Source organism: Pseudomonas sp. JL27(2026), assembly GCF_056933555.1.
In genome coordinates, this window is record NZ_CM167794.1 from 5,270,789 (window position 1) to 5,286,047 (window position 15,259).

The following is a 15,259-nucleotide window of genomic DNA, read 5'->3' on the forward strand; positions in this document are numbered from 1 at the left end:
AAACTGCCGGCTAATCGGCTGGAAGGAAGTATTGACCACGAACATGACACCAGCAAATTCATTAATTGATCAACATCAATAGAAAATAACTAACGAACAGTCCTTGTAGATAGCAAGGGGATCAGCTAGCCGTAGGCCCTTACTTTTCGAGCGCGCACAAAAAACCGGGCACTAGGCCCGGTTTTTCGTTTCAGACTGACGTCTTACTCAGCGGATACAGCTTCACCGCCAACTGGACGATCGATCAGCTCAACGTACGCCATAGGCGCGTTGTCACCAGCGCGGAAACCGCACTTGAGGATGCGCAGGTAGCCACCCTCACGGGTAGCGTAACGCTTGCCCAGGTCGTTGAAGAGCTTACCGACGATAGCTTTCGAACGAGTACGGTCGAAAGCCAGACGGCGGTTAGCCAGGCTGTCTGTCTTGGCCAAAGTGATCAGCGGCTCAGCAACGCGGCGCAGTTCTTTGGCTTTCGGCAGTGTAGTTTTGATCAGCTCGTGCTCGAACAGCGACACCGCCATGTTTTGAAACATGGCCTTGCGGTGCGAGCTGGTGCGGCTCAGGTGACGACCACTTTTACGATGACGCATGGTTCATTCCTTACCAAACACAACGTTCGGTGATTACGACGATCAGGCAGTCGCCTTGTCGTCCTTCTTAAGACTTGCAGGCGGCCAGTTGTCGAGGCGCATGCCGAGGGACAGACCGCGGGAGGCCAGAACGTCCTTGATTTCGGTCAAGGATTTCTTGCCAAGGTTCGGAGTCTTCAACAGTTCTACTTCGGTGCGCTGAATCAGGTCGCCGATGTAGTAAATGTTTTCCGCCTTAAGGCAGTTAGCCGAACGTACAGTCAGTTCCAGATCATCAACCGGGCGAAGCAGGATCGGATCGATCTCGTCTTCTTGCTCGATTACCACTGGTTCGCTGTCACCCTTGAGGTCGACGAACGCAGCCAACTGCTGTTGCAGAATGGTTGCAGCACGGCGGATAGCCTCTTCAGGATCCAGAGTACCGTTGGTTTCCAGATCAATAACCAGCTTGTCCAGGTTAGTACGCTGCTCGACACGGGCGTTTTCCACCACGTATGCGATACGGCGAACCGGGCTGAACGAAGAGTCAAGCTGCAAACGACCAATGCTGCGGCTTTCGTCTTCATCGCTCTGACGCGAGTCGGCCGGTTCATAACCACGACCACGAGCTACGGTGAGCTTCATGTTCAGGGCGCCGTTAGACGCCAGGTTAGCGATTACGTGATCGGGATTAACGATCTCGACATCATGATCCAGCTGAATATCGGCAGCGGTAACCACCCCCGAACCCTTCTTCGACAAGGTCAGCGTAACTTCGTCACGGCCGTGCAGCTTGATAGCCAGACCTTTAAGGTTCAACAGGATTTCAATTACGTCTTCCTGTACACCTTCGATGGCGCTGTACTCGTGGAGCACACCGTCAATCTCGGCCTCGACTACTGCACAGCCGGGCATTGAGGACAACAGGATGCGGCGCAGCGCGTTGCCCAGGGTGTGGCCAAAACCACGCTCGAGAGGCTCGAGAGTGATCTTGGCGCGGGTTGGACTGACAACCTGCACATCAATATGGCGGGGTGTCAGGAACTCATTTACCGAAATCTGCATGGATGCACCTATTTTCTAGCCCTTACTTGGAGTAGAGCTCGACAATCAGGCTTTCGTTGATGTCGGCGGACAGATCACTGCGAGCAGGAACGTTCTTGAAAACGCCCGACTTCTTCTCAGTGTCTACTTCTACCCATTCTACGCGGCCACGTTGGGCACACAGATCGAGAGCTTGGACAATGCGAAGTTGGTTCTTTGCTTTCTCGCGAACAGCAACCACGTCACCAGCACGAACCTGGTAGGACGGAACGTTAACGGTCTGACCGTTTACGCTGATCGACTTGTGCGATACCAGCTGACGGGATTCGGCACGAGTCGAACCAAAGCCCATACGGTATACAACGTTGTCCAGACGGCATTCGAGCAGTTGCAACAGGTTTTCGCCAGTTGCGCCTTTCTTGCCAGCAGCTTCTTTGTAGTAGCCGCTGAATTGACGCTCGAGAACGCCGTAGATACGACGGACCTTCTGCTTTTCACGCAGTTGGGTGCCGTAGTCGGACTGGCGGCCGCGGCGTTGGCCGTGGATACCAGGTGCTGCTTCAATGTTGCACTTCGATTCGATCGCGCGCACGCCGCTCTTCAGGAAGAGATCGGTGCCTTCGCGACGAGCGAGTTTGCATTTTGGACCAATGTAACGAGCCATTCTTTACAATCTCCTGGATTACACGCGGCGCTTCTTCGGCGGACGGCACCCGTTGTGCGGGATTGGCGTCACGTCGGTGATGCTGGCGATCTTGTAGCCACAGCCGTTCAAAGCGCGGACTGCGGATTCACGACCTGGACCTGGACCTTTGACGTTAACGTCGAGGTTTTTCAGGCCGTATTCCAGCGCAGCTTGACCAGCACGCTCAGCAGCTACTTGAGCAGCGAACGGGGTGGACTTGCGAGAACCGCGGAAACCCGAACCACCGGAGGTAGCCCAGGAAAGAGCGTTACCCTGACGGTCGGTGATGGTCACGATAGTGTTGTTAAAAGACGCGTGGATGTGGGCGATGCCATCAACCACTGTCTTTTTGACTTTTTTACGAGGACGAGCAGCAGGTTTTGCCATGATTAAATTCCTGTCGATTCGCTGGGGCGATTACTTGCGGATCGGCTTACGCGGACCTTTACGGGTACGCGCGTTGGTCTTGGTACGCTGACCGCGTACTGGCAGACCACGACGATGACGCAGACCGCGATAGCAACCGAGGTCCATCAAGCGCTTGATTTTCATGTTGATTTCGCGACGCAGGTCACCTTCAGTGGTGAACTTCGCCACTTCGCCACGCAGCTGTTCAATTTGCTCGTCGCTCAGATCTTTGATCTTTGCTGCTGGGTTTACCCCAGTCACTGCACAGATCTTCTGCGCAGTAGTGCGACCAACACCATAGATGTAGGTCAGCGAGATAACAGTATGCTTGTTATCTGGAATGTTAACGCCTGCAATACGGGCCATTCAGTGGGACTCCAATTGACAGCTACCTACGCCCCGGAAGCCAAGAAATAGGGCGCGAGATAATATCGCTGTAATAACAAATAATCAACCCAGCAGCGCACTAGCTGCTGGGCTTGAAGCACAATCACACTCAGCCTTGGCGCTGTTTGTGACGCGGTTCCGCGCTGCAAATTACTCGAACAACACCTTCGCGGCGAATAATCTTGCAGTTACGGCACAGCTTTTTCACCGATGCACGAACTTTCATCACCAACTCCTCGAACCTTATGGGTCAGCGCAGCATGCCGCTGCCGTAACCCTTCAGGTTGGCTTTCTTCATCAGGGATTCGTACTGGTGCGAAACGAGGTGCGATTGTACTTGGGACATGAAGTCCATCACAACCACGACGACGATCAGCAACGAGGTCCCGCCAAGGTAGAACGGAACGTTTGCTGCAACCACCAGGAACTGGGGCAACAAGCACACGGCCGTCATATAAAGAGCACCGAACATGGTCAAGCGGGTCAGAACGCCATCAATATAGCGCGCCGACTGCTCACCCGGACGGATACCCGGAATAAAGGCACCGGACTTCTTCAGGTTTTCCGCTACGTCTTTCGGATTGAACATCAACGCCGTATAGAAGAAGCAGAAGAAAATAATCCCTGCACTAAACAGCAGAATATTCAACGGCTGACCAGGAGCGATCGACTGTGAGATGTCCTGCAACCAGCCCATACCTTCAGACTGACCGAACCAGGCACCCAACGAAGCCGGGAACAGCAAAATGCTGCTCGCGAAAATAGCCGGAATAACACCGGCCATGTTCACCTTCAGCGGCAAGTGGCTAGTCTGCGCAGCAAACACCTTACGGCCCTGCTGACGCTTGGCGTAGTGAACAGCGATACGACGCTGACCACGCTCAATGAACACCACGAAACCGATAATCGCTACTGCCAGCAAACCGATGGCAACCAGGGCGAAGATATTGATATCACCCTGACGCGCAGACTCGAAAGACTGCCCGATTGCTCTCGGAAGACCGGCGACGATACCCGAAAAAATCAACATCGAGATACCGTTGCCAACACCACGCTCAGTAATCTGCTCACCCAGCCACATCATGAACATCGCACCAGCCACAAAAGTGGATACCGCGACGAAATGGAAGCCAAAGTCACCAGTGAACGCAACGCCCTGCCCCGCCAGACCAATGGACATGCCAATGGCCTGAACGAGAGCAAGAACTACGGTGCCGTAGCGGGTGTACTGGCTGATCTTGCGACGGCCAGCTTCACCTTCCTTCTTCAACTGCTCCAGCTGCGGGCTGACGGCTGTCATCAGCTGCATGATGATCGATGCCGAAATATACGGCATGATCCCCAATGCAAAGATGCTCATCCGCTCCAGCGCGCCGCCGGAAAACATGTTGAACAAGCTAAGAATGGTCCCCTCATTCTGTCGAAACAGGTCCGCGAGTCGGTCCGGGTTAATACCTGGAACCGGGATGTGTGCGCCTATTCGGTAGACGATAATCGCCAGGAACAGAAAACGCAGACGAGCCCAGAGTTCAGACATACCGCCTTTGCCGAGCGCAGAGAGAGCACCTTGCTTAGCCATTTATTCCTCGAACTTGCCGCCAGCTGCTTCGATAGCCGCACGCGCACCTTTGGTGGCGCCGATTCCCTTTCCGATGGTGACAGCGCGAGTAACTTCGCCGGACAGCATGATTTTCACGCGCTGTACGTTGACGTTGATCACGTTGGCATCTTTCAGGGACTGCACGGTGACGATATCGCCTTCCACTTTAGCCAGCTCGGACAAACGCACTTCTGCGCGATCCATGGCCTTCAGGGAAACGAAACCGAACTTCGGCAGGCGACGATGCAGCGGCTGTTGACCGCCTTCAAAGCCTGGAGCAATGGTGCCACCGGAGCGGGAGGACTGACCTTTGTGGCCACGGCCACCGGTCTTACCCAAACCACTACCGATACCACGGCCCGGACGATGCTTTTCGCGACGGGAACCCGGCGCTGGACTCAGATCATTGAGTTTCATCGATTAACCCTCGACACGCAGCATGTAGTAAGCCTTGTTGATCATCCCGCGATTCTCGGGAGTATCAAGTACTTCTACAGTGTGACCGATGCGACGCAGACCCAGACCCTTAACGCACAGTTTGTGGTTAGGGATACGGCCGGTCATGCTTTTGATCAGCGTAACTTTAACGGTAGCCATGATCAGAAGATCTCCTTGACGCTTTTGCCACGCTTGGCGGCAATGGATTCAGGAGATTGCATAGCTTTCAAACCTTTGAAAGTGGCGTGAACCACGTTTACCGGGTTAGTCGAGCCGTAGCACTTGGCCAGAACGTTCTGAACGCCAGCAACTTCGAGGACAGCACGCATAGCGCCGCCAGCGATGATACCGGTACCTTCAGAAGCAGGCTGCATGTACACCTTCGAAGCGCCATGAGCAGACTTCATTGCGTACTGCAGAGTGGTGCCGTTCAGATCAACTTGGATCATGTTGCGACGAGCAGCTTCCATTGCCTTCTGGATCGCAGCAGGCACTTCACGCGACTTGCCACGGCCGAAGCCAACACGCCCTTTACCATCACCAACCACGGTCAACGCGGTGAAAGTGAAGATACGGCCGCCTTTAACGGTTTTGGCTACGCGATTAACTTGAACCAGCTTCTCGATGTAGCCTTCGTCGCGCTTTTGGTCGTTATTTGACATAACTTAGAACTCCAGCCCAGCTTCACGAGCAGCATCAGCCAGCGCCTTGACGCGACCGTGGTACTTGAAGCCAGAGCGGTCGAAAGCCACCTGCGAGACGCCAGCGGCTTTAGCACGCGTAGCGACCAGCTGGCCAACCTTAGTGGCCGCGTCGATGTTGCCAGTGGCGCCATCACGCAGTTCTTTATCCAAAGTCGAGGCACTTGCCAGGACTTTGTTGCCGTCGGCCGAAATGACCTGGGCGTAGATGTGCTGCGACGAGCGGAACACGCAGAGACGCACGACTTCGAGTTCGTGCATTTTCAGGCGTGCTTTGCGAGCGCGACGCAGTCGAGTAACTTTTTTGTCGGTCATTTGCTATGCCCTACTTCTTCTTGGCTTCTTTACGACGGACGACTTCGTCCGCGTAGCGCACACCTTTGCCTTTGTACGGCTCTGGTGGACGGAAGTCGCGGATCTCGGCGGCCACTTGACCTACCAGCTGCTTATCGATACCCCGGATCAGGATATCGGTCTGGCTAGGAGTCTCAGCGGTGATGCCTTCCGGCAGTTCATAATCCACTGGGTGCGAGAAGCCAAGAGCCAGGTTCAGCACTGTGCCTTTTGCTTGCGCTTTGTAACCAACACCGACCAGCTGGAGCTTACGCTCGAAGCCTTGGCTTACGCCTTGGACCATGTTGTTAACCAACGCACGAGTGGTACCAGCCATTGCGCGAGTTTGTTGATCGCCATTGCGAGCAGCGAAACGCAGCTCACCAGCTTCTTCAACGATCTCAACGGACGAATGGATGTTCAGTTCGAGAGTGCCCTTGGCACCCTTCACCGAAAGCTGTTGGCCTGCGAATTTTACTTCGACACCGGCTGGCAGCTTAACGGGGTTCTTAGCGACGCGAGACATGCTTATCCCCCCTTAGAACACAGTGCAAAGAACTTCGCCGCCGACACCGGCAGCGCGCGCAGCACGATCCGTCATCACACCTTTGTTGGTGGAGACGATAGACACACCGAGACCGCCACGAACTTTTGGCAGATCATCGACGGACTTGTACTGACGCAGGCCTGGACGGCTAACGCGCTTCACTTCCTCGATGACCGGACGGCCTTCGAAGTACTTCAGCTCGATGGACAGCAGTGGCTTGATTTCGCTGCTGATCTGATAACCCGCGATGTAACCTTCGTCCTTCAGGACTTTGGCCACAGCTACCTTCAACGTGGAAGATGGCATGCTTACGACGGACTTTTCAGCCATCTGGGCATTACGGATTCGAGTTAGCATGTCCGCTAACGGGTCCTGCATACTCATGGGCTAGACGCTCCTAATACAAAAAAATAAGCCTTGCGGCTACTACCTCGGCCGAGAAACGCCGCACGAAAAAAGTACGGGCTCAGGCGAGCCGGGTATTCTAGACACACCCCAGAAATGAATCAAGCCCCAAAAGGGGCTTGATTCAGATTCAAGGCCACCGATGGTCAGGATCTTGCGACCCCGAACATCGAGACTTTGACAGTACTTACCAGCTGGCTTTAACCAGACCTGGTACGTCACCACGCATTGCCGCTTCACGCAGTTTGTTACGGCCAAGGCCGAACTTGCGGTAAACGCCGTGTGGACGACCAGTCAGGCGGCAGCGGTTACGCATGCGCGAAGCGCTTGCGTCACGTGGCTGCTTCTGCAGAGCTACTGTAGCTTCCCAACGCGCTTCTGGACTTGCGTTCAGATCAACGATGATAGCTTTCAGTGCTGCACGCTTTTTGGCGTACTTGGCAACCGTGAGCTGACGCTTCAGCTCGCGGTTTTTCATGCTCATCTTGGCCATGGTCCTACTCCAATCAGTTGCGGAACGGGAATTTGAAAGCACGCAGCAATGCGCGACCTTCATCATCGTTCTTGGCAGTGGTGGTCAGGGTGATGTCCAGACCGCGGAGAGCATCGATCTTGTCGTAATCGATTTCCGGGAAGATGATCTGCTCTTTCACGCCCATGCTGTAGTTACCACGACCATCGAAGGACTTGGCATTCAGGCCGCGGAAGTCGCGAACCCGAGGCAGGGAGATCGACAGCAGACGATCCAGGAACTCGTACATACGCTCACGGCGCAGAGTCACTTTGACGCCGATCGGCCAACCTTCACGGACTTTAAAGCCAGCGATGGATTTCCGAGCGTAAGTCACAACGACTTTCTGGCCGGTGATCTTTTCCAGGTCAGCAACAGCGTGCTCGATGACTTTTTTGTCGCCGATCGCTTCGCCCAGACCCATGTTCAGGGTGATTTTGGTAACGCGCGGAACTTCCATCACGTTCGAAAGCTTAAGTTCTTCCTTAAGTTTCGGTGCGATTTCCTTCCGGTAAATCTCTTTTAGTCGTGCCATGGTCTTCTACCTAGCAGTGTTCAAGCATCAACCGCTTTTTGGGTCGACTTGAAGACACGAATTTTCTTGCCGTCTTCTACTTTGAAACCAACGCGGTCAGCCTTGTTGGTTTCGCCGTTGAAAATGGCGACGTTGGAAGCGTGCAGTGGCGCTTCTTTTTCGACGATACCGCCTTGTACGCCCGACATCGGGTTTGGCTTGGTATGACGCTTAACCAGGTTCAGACCACCAATGACCAGACGGTCATCAGCGAGAACCTTAAGCACCTTACCGCGCTTACCTTTGTCTTTGCCGGCGATCACGATGATCTCGTCGTCACGACGAATCTTTTGCATGTCGGATCTCCTTACAGCACTTCTGGGGCGAGCGAGACGATCTTCATGAACTTCTCAGTACGAAGCTCACGGGTCACTGGCCCAAAGATACGGGTGCCGATCGGCTCTTGCTTGTTGTTCAGAAGAACAGCAGCGTTGCCATCAAAGCGGATAATGGAGCCATCAGCACGACGAACGCCGTGACGAGTGCGGACTACAACAGCAGTCATCACTTGGCCTTTTTTCACTTTACCGCGAGGAATTGCTTCCTTGACGGTAACTTTGATGATGTCACCGATACCAGCGTAACGACGATGGGAGCCACCCAGCACCTTGATGCACATAACACGGCGAGCGCCGCTGTTATCGGCCACATCGAGCATGGATTGAGTCTGAATCATATAATTTCTCCGACCCCTAGTCCTTAGACTTCCACAGCGCGTTCGAGAACATCAACCAGTGCCCAAGACTTAGTCTTGGCCAGCGGACGAGTTTCACGAATAGTGACTTTGTCGCCGATGTGGCACTGATTGGTTTCGTCGTGCGCGTGCAGCTTAGTCGAACGCTTAACGTATTTACCGTAGATCGGGTGCTTAACGCGACGCTCGATCAGAACGGTGATGGTCTTGTCCATCTTGTCGCTGACAACACGGCCAGTCAGCGTACGGACAGTTTTTTCGGCTTCAGCCATGATTACTTACCTGCCTGCTGGTTGAGCACAGTCTTCACGCGAGCGATGTCACGTTTAACTTGCGAGAGCAGATGAGACTGCCCCAACTGGCCAGTTGCTTTCTGCATACGCAGATTGAACTGGTCGCGCAGCAGGCCGAGCAGTTGCTCGTTCAGCTGCTGTGCTGATTTTTCACGAAGTTCATTCGCTTTCATCACATCACCGTCCGTTTAACAAAGGAGGTGGCGAGCGGCAGCTTTGCAGCAGCCAGGGCGAAAGCCTCACGCGCCAGCTCTTCAGAAACACCCTCGATTTCATACAGGACTTTGCCTGGCTGAATCTGGGCAACCCAGTATTCCACGTTACCCTTACCTTTACCCATCCGAACTTCGAGTGGCTTCTTGGTGACAGGCTTGTCCGGGAACACACGGATCCAGATCTTGCCGCCACGTTTTACGTGACGGGTCAGAGCACGACGCGCTGACTCGATCTGACGAGCGGTGAGACGACCACGAGCAACAGACTTCAGCGCGAACTCGCCGAAGCTGACTTTGCTACCGCGCAATGCCAAGCCACGGTTGTGGCCAGTCATTTGCTTGCGGAACTTCGTACGCTTTGGTTGCAACATTTGGCGTACCCCTTACTTAGCAGCTTTTTTACGAGGCGCTGGTGCTTGTGGCTTCAGCTCTTCTTGGCGACCACCAATTACTTCGCCTTTGAAGATCCAAACCTTTACACCGATCACACCGTAAGTGGTGTGAGCTTCGTAGTTGGCATAGTCGATGTCGGCACGCAGGGTGTGCAGTGGCACACGACCTTCGCGATACCATTCAGTACGTGCGATTTCAGCACCGCCGAGACGACCGCTCACTTGGATTTTGATGCCTTTGGCACCAATGCGCATGGCGTTCTGTACTGCGCGCTTCATAGCGCGACGGAACATTACGCGACGCTCCAGCTGCTGAGCTACGCTCTGCGCAACCAGCATACCGTCGAGCTCCGGCTTACGGATCTCTTCGATATTGATGTGCACAGGCACACCCATTTGCTTGGTCAGGTCCTGACGCAGTTTCTCAACATCTTCACCTTTCTTCCCGATAACGATACCTGGACGAGCGGTGTGGATGGTGATACGTGCAGTTTGGGCCGGACGATGGATATCGATACGGCTTACGGACGCGCTTTTTAGTTTGTCTTGGAGATACTCACGCACCTTCAGATCAGCGAACAAATAGTCCGCATAAGTCCGACCGTCTGCGTACCAGACGGAGGTGTGCTCCTTGACGATTCCCAGGCGAATGCCAATGGGATGTACTTTCTGACCCATCTCTTCGACTCCGTTACTTGTCAGCAACCTTGACAGTGATATGGCAAGACCGCTTGACGATGCGATCAGCACGGCCTTTGGCACGTGGCATGATGCGCTTCAGCGAACGCCCTTCGTTGACGAAAACGGTGCTGACCTTCAGGTCATCAACGTCTGCGCCTTCGTTATGCTCGGCGTTGGCTACGGCCGACTCCAGCACTTTCTTGATGATCTCGGCGGCTTTCTTACTGCTGAAAGCCAACAGGTTGAGCGCTTCGCCCACCTTCTTCCCGCGGATCTGGTCGGCGACCAAGCGGGCTTTCTGGGCGGAGATTCGAGCGCCCGACAACTTAGCGGCTACTTCCATCGTTCCTTACCCCTTAACGCTTGGCTTTCTTGTCTGCCACGTGCCCACGATATGTGCGGGTACCGGCAAACTCGCCCAGTTTGTGGCCGACCATGTCTTCGTTCACAAGAACTGGGACGTGCTGACGACCGTTATGTACAGCGATGGTCAGACCGACCATCTGTGGCAGGATCATGGAACGGCGCGACCAGGTCTTAACTGGTTTGCGATCGTTCTTTTCCGCCGCCACTTCGATCTTCTTCAGTAGGTGAAGATCAATAAAAGGACCTTTTTTCAGAGAACGTGGCACTGTCGTATCCCTCTATTTACTTGCGACGACGGACGATCATTTTGTCGGTACGCTTATTACCACGAGTCTTCGCGCCCTTAGTCGGGAAGCCCCATGGCGATACCGGATGACGACCACCAGAGGTACGACCTTCACCACCACCATGTGGGTGGTCAACCGGGTTCATGGCAACACCACGAACGGTTGGGCGAACGCCACGCCAGCGTTTGGCACCAGCTTTACCCAGCGAACGCAGGCTGTGCTCGGAGTTCGAGACTTCACCCAGGGTCGCGCGGCATTCAGCCAGCACTTTACGCATCTCACCAGAACGCAGACGCAGGGTCACGTAGACACCTTCACGAGCGATCAGCTGAGCCGAAGCACCAGCGGAACGAGCGATTTGCGCGCCTTTACCTGGCTTCAATTCGATGCCGTGTACGGTGCTACCAACTGGAATGTTACGCAGTTGCAGAGCGTTGCCCGGCTTGATCGGTGCCAGAGCACCTGCGATCAGCTGGTCGCCAGCGCTCACGCCTTTAGGGGCGATGATGTAGCGACGCTCGCCATCTGCGTACAGCAGCAGAGCGATGTGAGCAGTACGGTTTGGATCGTATTCGATACGCTCGACAGTGGCAGAGATGCCATCTTTGTCGTTGCGACGGAAATCGACCAGACGATAATGCTGCTTATGGCCACCACCGATGTGACGAGTGGTAATACGACCATTGTTGTTACGACCACCAGTCTTCGATTTTTTCTCGAGCAGCGGTGCGTGAGGAGCGCCTTTATGCAGCTCCTGGTTGACCACCTTGACCACAAAACGGCGGCCAGGGGAAGTCGGTTTGCATTTAACGATTGCCATGATGCACCCCTTCCTTACTCAGCACTGCTGCTGAAATCGAGATCTTGGCCTGGCTGAAGGGAGATAACTGCCTTCTTCCAGTCATTACGCTTGCCCAGACCGCGAGCAGTGCGCTTGCTCTTACCCAGAACATTCAGGGTAGTAACACGCTCTACTTTCACGCTGAACAGGCTTTCGACGGCCTTCTTGATTTCCAGCTTGGTTGCGTCAGTTGCAACCTTGAAAACGAACTGGCCTTTCTTGTCAGCCAGAACCGTAGCCTTCTCGGAAACGTGCGGGCCAAGCAGAACTTTAAATACGCGTTCCTGGTTCATCCCAGCAGCTCCTCGAATTTCTTCACGGCCGACACGGTGATCAACACCTTGTCGTATGCGATCAGACTAACTGGATCGGAACCTTGCACGTCACGTACATCAACGTGTGGCAGGTTACGAGCAGCCAGGTACAGGTTCTGATCAACCACTTCAGACACGATCAAGACGTCAGTCAGGCCCATGCCGGTCAGCTTGTTCAGCAGATCTTTGGTCTTCGGTGCATCAACAGCGAAGTCCTGAACCACGACCAGACGATCAGTACGCACCAGCTCAGCAAGGATGGAACGCATTGCTGCGCGATACATCTTCTTGTTCAGCTTTTGGGAGTGATCCTGAGGACGAGCCGCAAAAGTGGTACCGCCGCCACGCCAGATTGGGCTACGGATAGTACCGGCGCGAGCACGGCCAGTACCTTTCTGACGCCATGGGCGCTTACCGCCACCACGAACATCGGAACGGGTCTTTTGCTGCTTGCTACCTTGACGGCCGCCGGCCATGTAGGCCACGACTGCTTGGTGAACCAGCGTCTCGTTGAATTCGCCGCCAAATGTCAGTTCGGAAACTTCGATCGCTTGAGCGTCATTTACATTTAATTGCATGTCAGCTTCCCCTTAACCGCGAGCCTTGGCTGCTGGACGTACAACCAAGTTGCCGCCAGTAGCGCCAGGAACAGCGCCCTTGACCAACAACAGATTGCGTTCAGCGTCCACGCGCACTACTTCAAGGGACTGCACGGTCACGCGCTCAGCGCCCATATGACCGGACATTTTTTTGCCCTTAAATACACGACCAGGAGTCTGGCACTGGCCGATAGAGCCTGGAACGCGGTGGGACACGGAGTTACCGTGGGTATTATCTTGCCCGCGGAAGTTCCAACGCTTGATCGTACCCTGGAAGCCTTTACCCTTGGACTGACCGGTTACATCAACCAGTTGACCAGCAGCGAAGATTTCAGCGTTGATCAGATCGCCGGCCTGGTACTCGCCTTCTTCAAGGCGGAATTCCATTACGGTACGACCAGCGGCAACGTTCGCTTTAGCGAAGTGGCCAGCTTGAGCAGCTGTTACACGCGAAGCACGACGCTCGCCGACAGTGACTTGCACTGCACGATAGCCATCGGTTTCTTCAGTTTTGAACTGGGTGACGCGATTCGGCTCGATCTCAATGACCGTGACCGGAATGGAGACACCTTCTTCGGTGAAAATACGGGTCATACCGCATTTACGACCGACTACACCAATAGTCATGTTGTAAACCTCATGAGTGTACGGGGCTTTCACCCGCTATGGCCGCCCATTTCAGAGCGTTACACGACTAAGACCGAGTCTTAGCCGAGGCTGATCTGCACTTCCACACCGGCCGCAAGATCAAGCTTCATAAGTGCATCAACGGTTTTATCCGTTGGCTGGACAATGTCCAGAACGCGCTTATGAGTACGGATCTCGTACTGGTCACGCGCGTCTTTGTTGACGTGCGGGGAGACCAGAACGGTGAACCGCTCTTTACGGGTAGGCAGTGGAATTGGACCACGCACTTGAGCACCAGTACGTTTCGCGGTTTCCACGATTTCCTGGGTGGATTGGTCGATCAGGCGATGGTCAAAAGCCTTCAACCTGATACGGATTTGCTGATTTTGCATTGGATTTCAGACTCCGGCTGCTATTCCCAGCGAGCGCAATACGCCCGTTAAAAGGAGGCGCAATTCTATAGAGGGGCCAACATAGTGTCAACCCAATAAAAAACCCCCGCCAGCGGAGACCGCTAGCGGGGGCTTTTTAATCAATCAACGCTTAGGCGATGATTTTGGCTACGACGCCAGCGCCGACGGTACGACCGCCTTCACGAATAGCGAAACGCAGACCATCTTCCATTGCGATGGTTTTGATCAGGGTGACAACCATTTTGATGTTGTCGCCCGGCATTACCATTTCAACGCCTTCCGGCAGTTCGCAGTTACCGGTCACGTCAGTGGTCCGGAAGTAGAACTGTGGACGGTAGCCTTTGAAGAACGGAGTGTGACGACCGCCTTCTTCTTTGCTCAACACGTACACTTCAGCTTCGAAGGTAGTGTGCGGCTTAACCGAACCTGGCTTGACCAGAACCTGGCCACGCTCAACGTCGTCACGCTTGGTGCCGCGCAGCAGCACGCCGCAGTTCTCGCCAGCACGACCTTCGTCGAGCAGCTTACGGAACATTTCAACACCGGTGCAGGTGGTGACAGTAGTGTCACGCAGACCAACGATTTCCAGTGGATCCTGAACCTTGACGATACCGCGCTCGATACGACCAGTTACAACAGTACCGCGACCCGAGATCGAGAATACGTCTTCGATTGGCATCAGGAACGGCTTGTCGATAACACGAACTGGATCTGGAATGTAGCTATCCAGAGTCTCAACCAGTTTACGAACGGCAGTGGTGCCCATTTCGTTGTCGTCTTGGCCGTTCAGAGCCATCAGAGCCGAACCGATGATGATCGGAGTGTCGTCACCTGGGAAGTCGTAAGTGCTCAGCAGATCGCGCACTTCCATCTCAACCAGTTCCAACAGCTCAGCGTCGTCAACCATGTCAGCCTTGTTCAGGAAGACAACGATGTACGGAACGCCAACCTGACGGGACAGCAGGATGTGCTCACGGGTTTGTGGCATCGGACCATCAGCGGCCGAGCAAACCAGGATAGCGCCGTCCATCTGAGCAGCACCGGTGATCATGTTCTTCACGTAGTCAGCGTGACCTGGGCAGTCAACGTGAGCGTAGTGACGGATCAGCGAGTTGTATTCAACGTGCGCGGTGTTGATGGTGATACCACGAGCCTTTTCTTCCGGAGCGCTGTCGATCTTGTCGAAAGCAACAACGGCCGAACCGAAAACTTCGGAGCAGACGCGAGTCAGAGCAGCGGTCAGCGTGGTTTTACCATGGTCAACGTGACCGATGGTGCCAACGTTGACGTGCGGGAGGGTACGGTCAAATTTTTCTTTAGCCACGACAATTAACT

General features: G+C 54.4%; 29 protein-coding genes. All 29 read right to left on the reverse strand.

All coding sequences use genetic code 11. The features are described 5' to 3' along the window. Positions 1–203: 203 nt before the first annotated feature. A complete protein-coding gene (rplQ, locus tag AC1Z1G_RS24035) occupies positions 204–590 on the reverse strand; it encodes a 50S ribosomal protein L17 (protein ID WP_003210053.1) in 387 nt (128 codons plus the stop codon). A 42-nt stretch (positions 591–632) separates the two neighbouring features. Then, on the reverse strand, positions 633–1,634 hold the full coding sequence (locus AC1Z1G_RS24040; RefSeq protein WP_003176403.1) for a DNA-directed RNA polymerase subunit alpha: 1,002 nt from the start codon (positions 1,632–1,634) through the stop codon (positions 633–635). Between the two features lie 22 nt (positions 1,635–1,656). Beyond that, a complete protein-coding gene (rpsD, locus tag AC1Z1G_RS24045; RefSeq protein WP_003176404.1) occupies positions 1,657–2,277 on the reverse strand; it encodes a 30S ribosomal protein S4 in 621 nt (206 codons plus the stop codon). A gap of 18 nt (positions 2,278–2,295) precedes the next feature. After that, positions 2,296–2,685, reverse strand: a complete 390-nt coding sequence (gene rpsK / locus AC1Z1G_RS24050) for a 30S ribosomal protein S11 (protein WP_002555466.1) — start codon at positions 2,683–2,685, stop codon at positions 2,296–2,298. A 30-nt stretch (positions 2,686–2,715) separates the two neighbouring features. Continuing rightward, on the reverse strand, positions 2,716–3,072 hold the full coding sequence (gene rpsM, locus AC1Z1G_RS24055) for a 30S ribosomal protein S13 (protein WP_003186020.1): 357 nt from the start codon (positions 3,070–3,072) through the stop codon (positions 2,716–2,718). A gap of 130 nt (positions 3,073–3,202) precedes the next feature. Further along, positions 3,203–3,319: a 50S ribosomal protein L36 gene (gene rpmJ / locus AC1Z1G_RS24060; protein WP_002555468.1), complete on the reverse strand. Its 117-nt coding sequence runs from the start codon at positions 3,317–3,319 to the stop codon at positions 3,203–3,205. 24 nt (positions 3,320–3,343) lie between these two features. Then, entirely contained in the window at positions 3,344–4,672 is a 1,329-nt protein-coding gene (gene secY, locus AC1Z1G_RS24065; RefSeq protein ID WP_003228718.1) for a preprotein translocase subunit SecY, read from the reverse strand. After that, positions 4,673–5,110, reverse strand: coding sequence for a 50S ribosomal protein L15 (rplO, locus tag AC1Z1G_RS24070; protein WP_007896782.1), 438 nt, complete (start codon positions 5,108–5,110; stop codon positions 4,673–4,675). Between the two features lie 3 nt (positions 5,111–5,113). Next, complete coding sequence (rpmD, locus tag AC1Z1G_RS24075) at positions 5,114–5,290, reverse strand: 50S ribosomal protein L30 (RefSeq protein WP_003186033.1); 177 nt, start codon at positions 5,288–5,290, stop codon at positions 5,114–5,116. Between the two features lie 2 nt (positions 5,291–5,292). Continuing rightward, entirely contained in the window at positions 5,293–5,793 is a 501-nt protein-coding gene (gene rpsE, locus AC1Z1G_RS24080; protein WP_003186035.1) for a 30S ribosomal protein S5, read from the reverse strand. 3 nt (positions 5,794–5,796) lie between these two features. Then, on the reverse strand, positions 5,797–6,147 hold the full coding sequence (rplR, locus tag AC1Z1G_RS24085; protein ID WP_003186037.1) for a 50S ribosomal protein L18: 351 nt from the start codon (positions 6,145–6,147) through the stop codon (positions 5,797–5,799). Positions 6,148–6,157: 10 nt separating this feature from the next. Further along, on the reverse strand, positions 6,158–6,691 hold the full coding sequence (gene rplF, locus AC1Z1G_RS24090) for a 50S ribosomal protein L6 (RefSeq protein WP_007896774.1): 534 nt from the start codon (positions 6,689–6,691) through the stop codon (positions 6,158–6,160). Between the two features lie 12 nt (positions 6,692–6,703). Continuing rightward, positions 6,704–7,096, reverse strand: coding sequence for a 30S ribosomal protein S8 (gene rpsH, locus AC1Z1G_RS24095; protein ID WP_003186040.1), 393 nt, complete (start codon positions 7,094–7,096; stop codon positions 6,704–6,706). Positions 7,097–7,304: 208 nt separating this feature from the next. Beyond that, positions 7,305–7,610: a 30S ribosomal protein S14 gene (gene rpsN, locus AC1Z1G_RS24100; RefSeq protein WP_003176414.1), complete on the reverse strand. Its 306-nt coding sequence runs from the start codon at positions 7,608–7,610 to the stop codon at positions 7,305–7,307. A 13-nt stretch (positions 7,611–7,623) separates the two neighbouring features. After that, positions 7,624–8,163, reverse strand: coding sequence for a 50S ribosomal protein L5 (gene rplE, locus AC1Z1G_RS24105; protein WP_003210069.1), 540 nt, complete (start codon positions 8,161–8,163; stop codon positions 7,624–7,626). Positions 8,164–8,183: 20 nt separating this feature from the next. Continuing rightward, on the reverse strand, positions 8,184–8,498 hold the full coding sequence (gene rplX, locus AC1Z1G_RS24110; protein WP_071553151.1) for a 50S ribosomal protein L24: 315 nt from the start codon (positions 8,496–8,498) through the stop codon (positions 8,184–8,186). Positions 8,499–8,509: 11 nt separating this feature from the next. After that, positions 8,510–8,878, reverse strand: a complete 369-nt coding sequence (gene rplN, locus AC1Z1G_RS24115; RefSeq protein WP_002555479.1) for a 50S ribosomal protein L14 — start codon at positions 8,876–8,878, stop codon at positions 8,510–8,512. Positions 8,879–8,901: 23 nt separating this feature from the next. Next, positions 8,902–9,168 carry a 30S ribosomal protein S17 gene (rpsQ, locus tag AC1Z1G_RS24120; RefSeq protein ID WP_003176419.1) on the reverse strand — a complete coding sequence of 89 codons (267 nt, stop codon included), beginning with the start codon at positions 9,166–9,168 and terminating at the stop codon, positions 8,902–8,904. Positions 9,169–9,170: 2 nt separating this feature from the next. Further along, positions 9,171–9,362 carry a 50S ribosomal protein L29 gene (gene rpmC, locus AC1Z1G_RS24125; RefSeq protein ID WP_002555481.1) on the reverse strand — a complete coding sequence of 64 codons (192 nt, stop codon included), beginning with the start codon at positions 9,360–9,362 and terminating at the stop codon, positions 9,171–9,173. Further along, complete coding sequence (rplP, locus tag AC1Z1G_RS24130) at positions 9,362–9,775, reverse strand: 50S ribosomal protein L16 (RefSeq protein WP_003186052.1); 414 nt, start codon at positions 9,773–9,775, stop codon at positions 9,362–9,364. Before rplP ends, rpmC begins: the two co-directional genes overlap by 1 nt. A gap of 12 nt (positions 9,776–9,787) precedes the next feature. Further along, positions 9,788–10,474 carry a 30S ribosomal protein S3 gene (rpsC, locus tag AC1Z1G_RS24135; RefSeq protein WP_003176422.1) on the reverse strand — a complete coding sequence of 229 codons (687 nt, stop codon included), beginning with the start codon at positions 10,472–10,474 and terminating at the stop codon, positions 9,788–9,790. Positions 10,475–10,487: 13 nt separating this feature from the next. Beyond that, positions 10,488–10,820, reverse strand: a complete 333-nt coding sequence (rplV, locus tag AC1Z1G_RS24140) for a 50S ribosomal protein L22 (RefSeq protein ID WP_003210077.1) — start codon at positions 10,818–10,820, stop codon at positions 10,488–10,490. A gap of 13 nt (positions 10,821–10,833) precedes the next feature. Next, on the reverse strand, positions 10,834–11,109 hold the full coding sequence (gene rpsS / locus AC1Z1G_RS24145) for a 30S ribosomal protein S19 (RefSeq protein WP_002555486.1): 276 nt from the start codon (positions 11,107–11,109) through the stop codon (positions 10,834–10,836). Between the two features lie 16 nt (positions 11,110–11,125). After that, positions 11,126–11,950 (reverse strand): 50S ribosomal protein L2, encoded by an 825-nt coding sequence (gene rplB, locus AC1Z1G_RS24150; protein ID WP_003176423.1) that lies wholly within the window; start codon positions 11,948–11,950, stop codon positions 11,126–11,128. Between the two features lie 14 nt (positions 11,951–11,964). Continuing rightward, positions 11,965–12,264 (reverse strand): 50S ribosomal protein L23, encoded by a 300-nt coding sequence (gene rplW, locus AC1Z1G_RS24155; protein ID WP_002555488.1) that lies wholly within the window; start codon positions 12,262–12,264, stop codon positions 11,965–11,967. Further along, positions 12,261–12,863, reverse strand: coding sequence for a 50S ribosomal protein L4 (gene rplD, locus AC1Z1G_RS24160; RefSeq protein ID WP_071553150.1), 603 nt, complete (start codon positions 12,861–12,863; stop codon positions 12,261–12,263). The genes rplW and rplD overlap by 4 nt, the downstream gene beginning before the upstream one ends. 12 nt (positions 12,864–12,875) lie before the next feature. After that, on the reverse strand, positions 12,876–13,511 hold the full coding sequence (rplC, locus tag AC1Z1G_RS24165; RefSeq protein WP_003186059.1) for a 50S ribosomal protein L3: 636 nt from the start codon (positions 13,509–13,511) through the stop codon (positions 12,876–12,878). Between the two features lie 80 nt (positions 13,512–13,591). Further along, complete coding sequence (gene rpsJ / locus AC1Z1G_RS24170; RefSeq protein WP_003186070.1) at positions 13,592–13,903, reverse strand: 30S ribosomal protein S10; 312 nt, start codon at positions 13,901–13,903, stop codon at positions 13,592–13,594. 151 nt (positions 13,904–14,054) lie between these two features. After that, the gene (gene tuf, locus AC1Z1G_RS24175; protein ID WP_008145495.1) at positions 14,055–15,248 is read right to left on the reverse strand and encodes an elongation factor Tu; all 1,194 of its coding nucleotides are present in this window, start codon (positions 15,246–15,248) and stop codon (positions 14,055–14,057) included. Positions 15,249–15,259 lie beyond the last annotated feature (11 nt).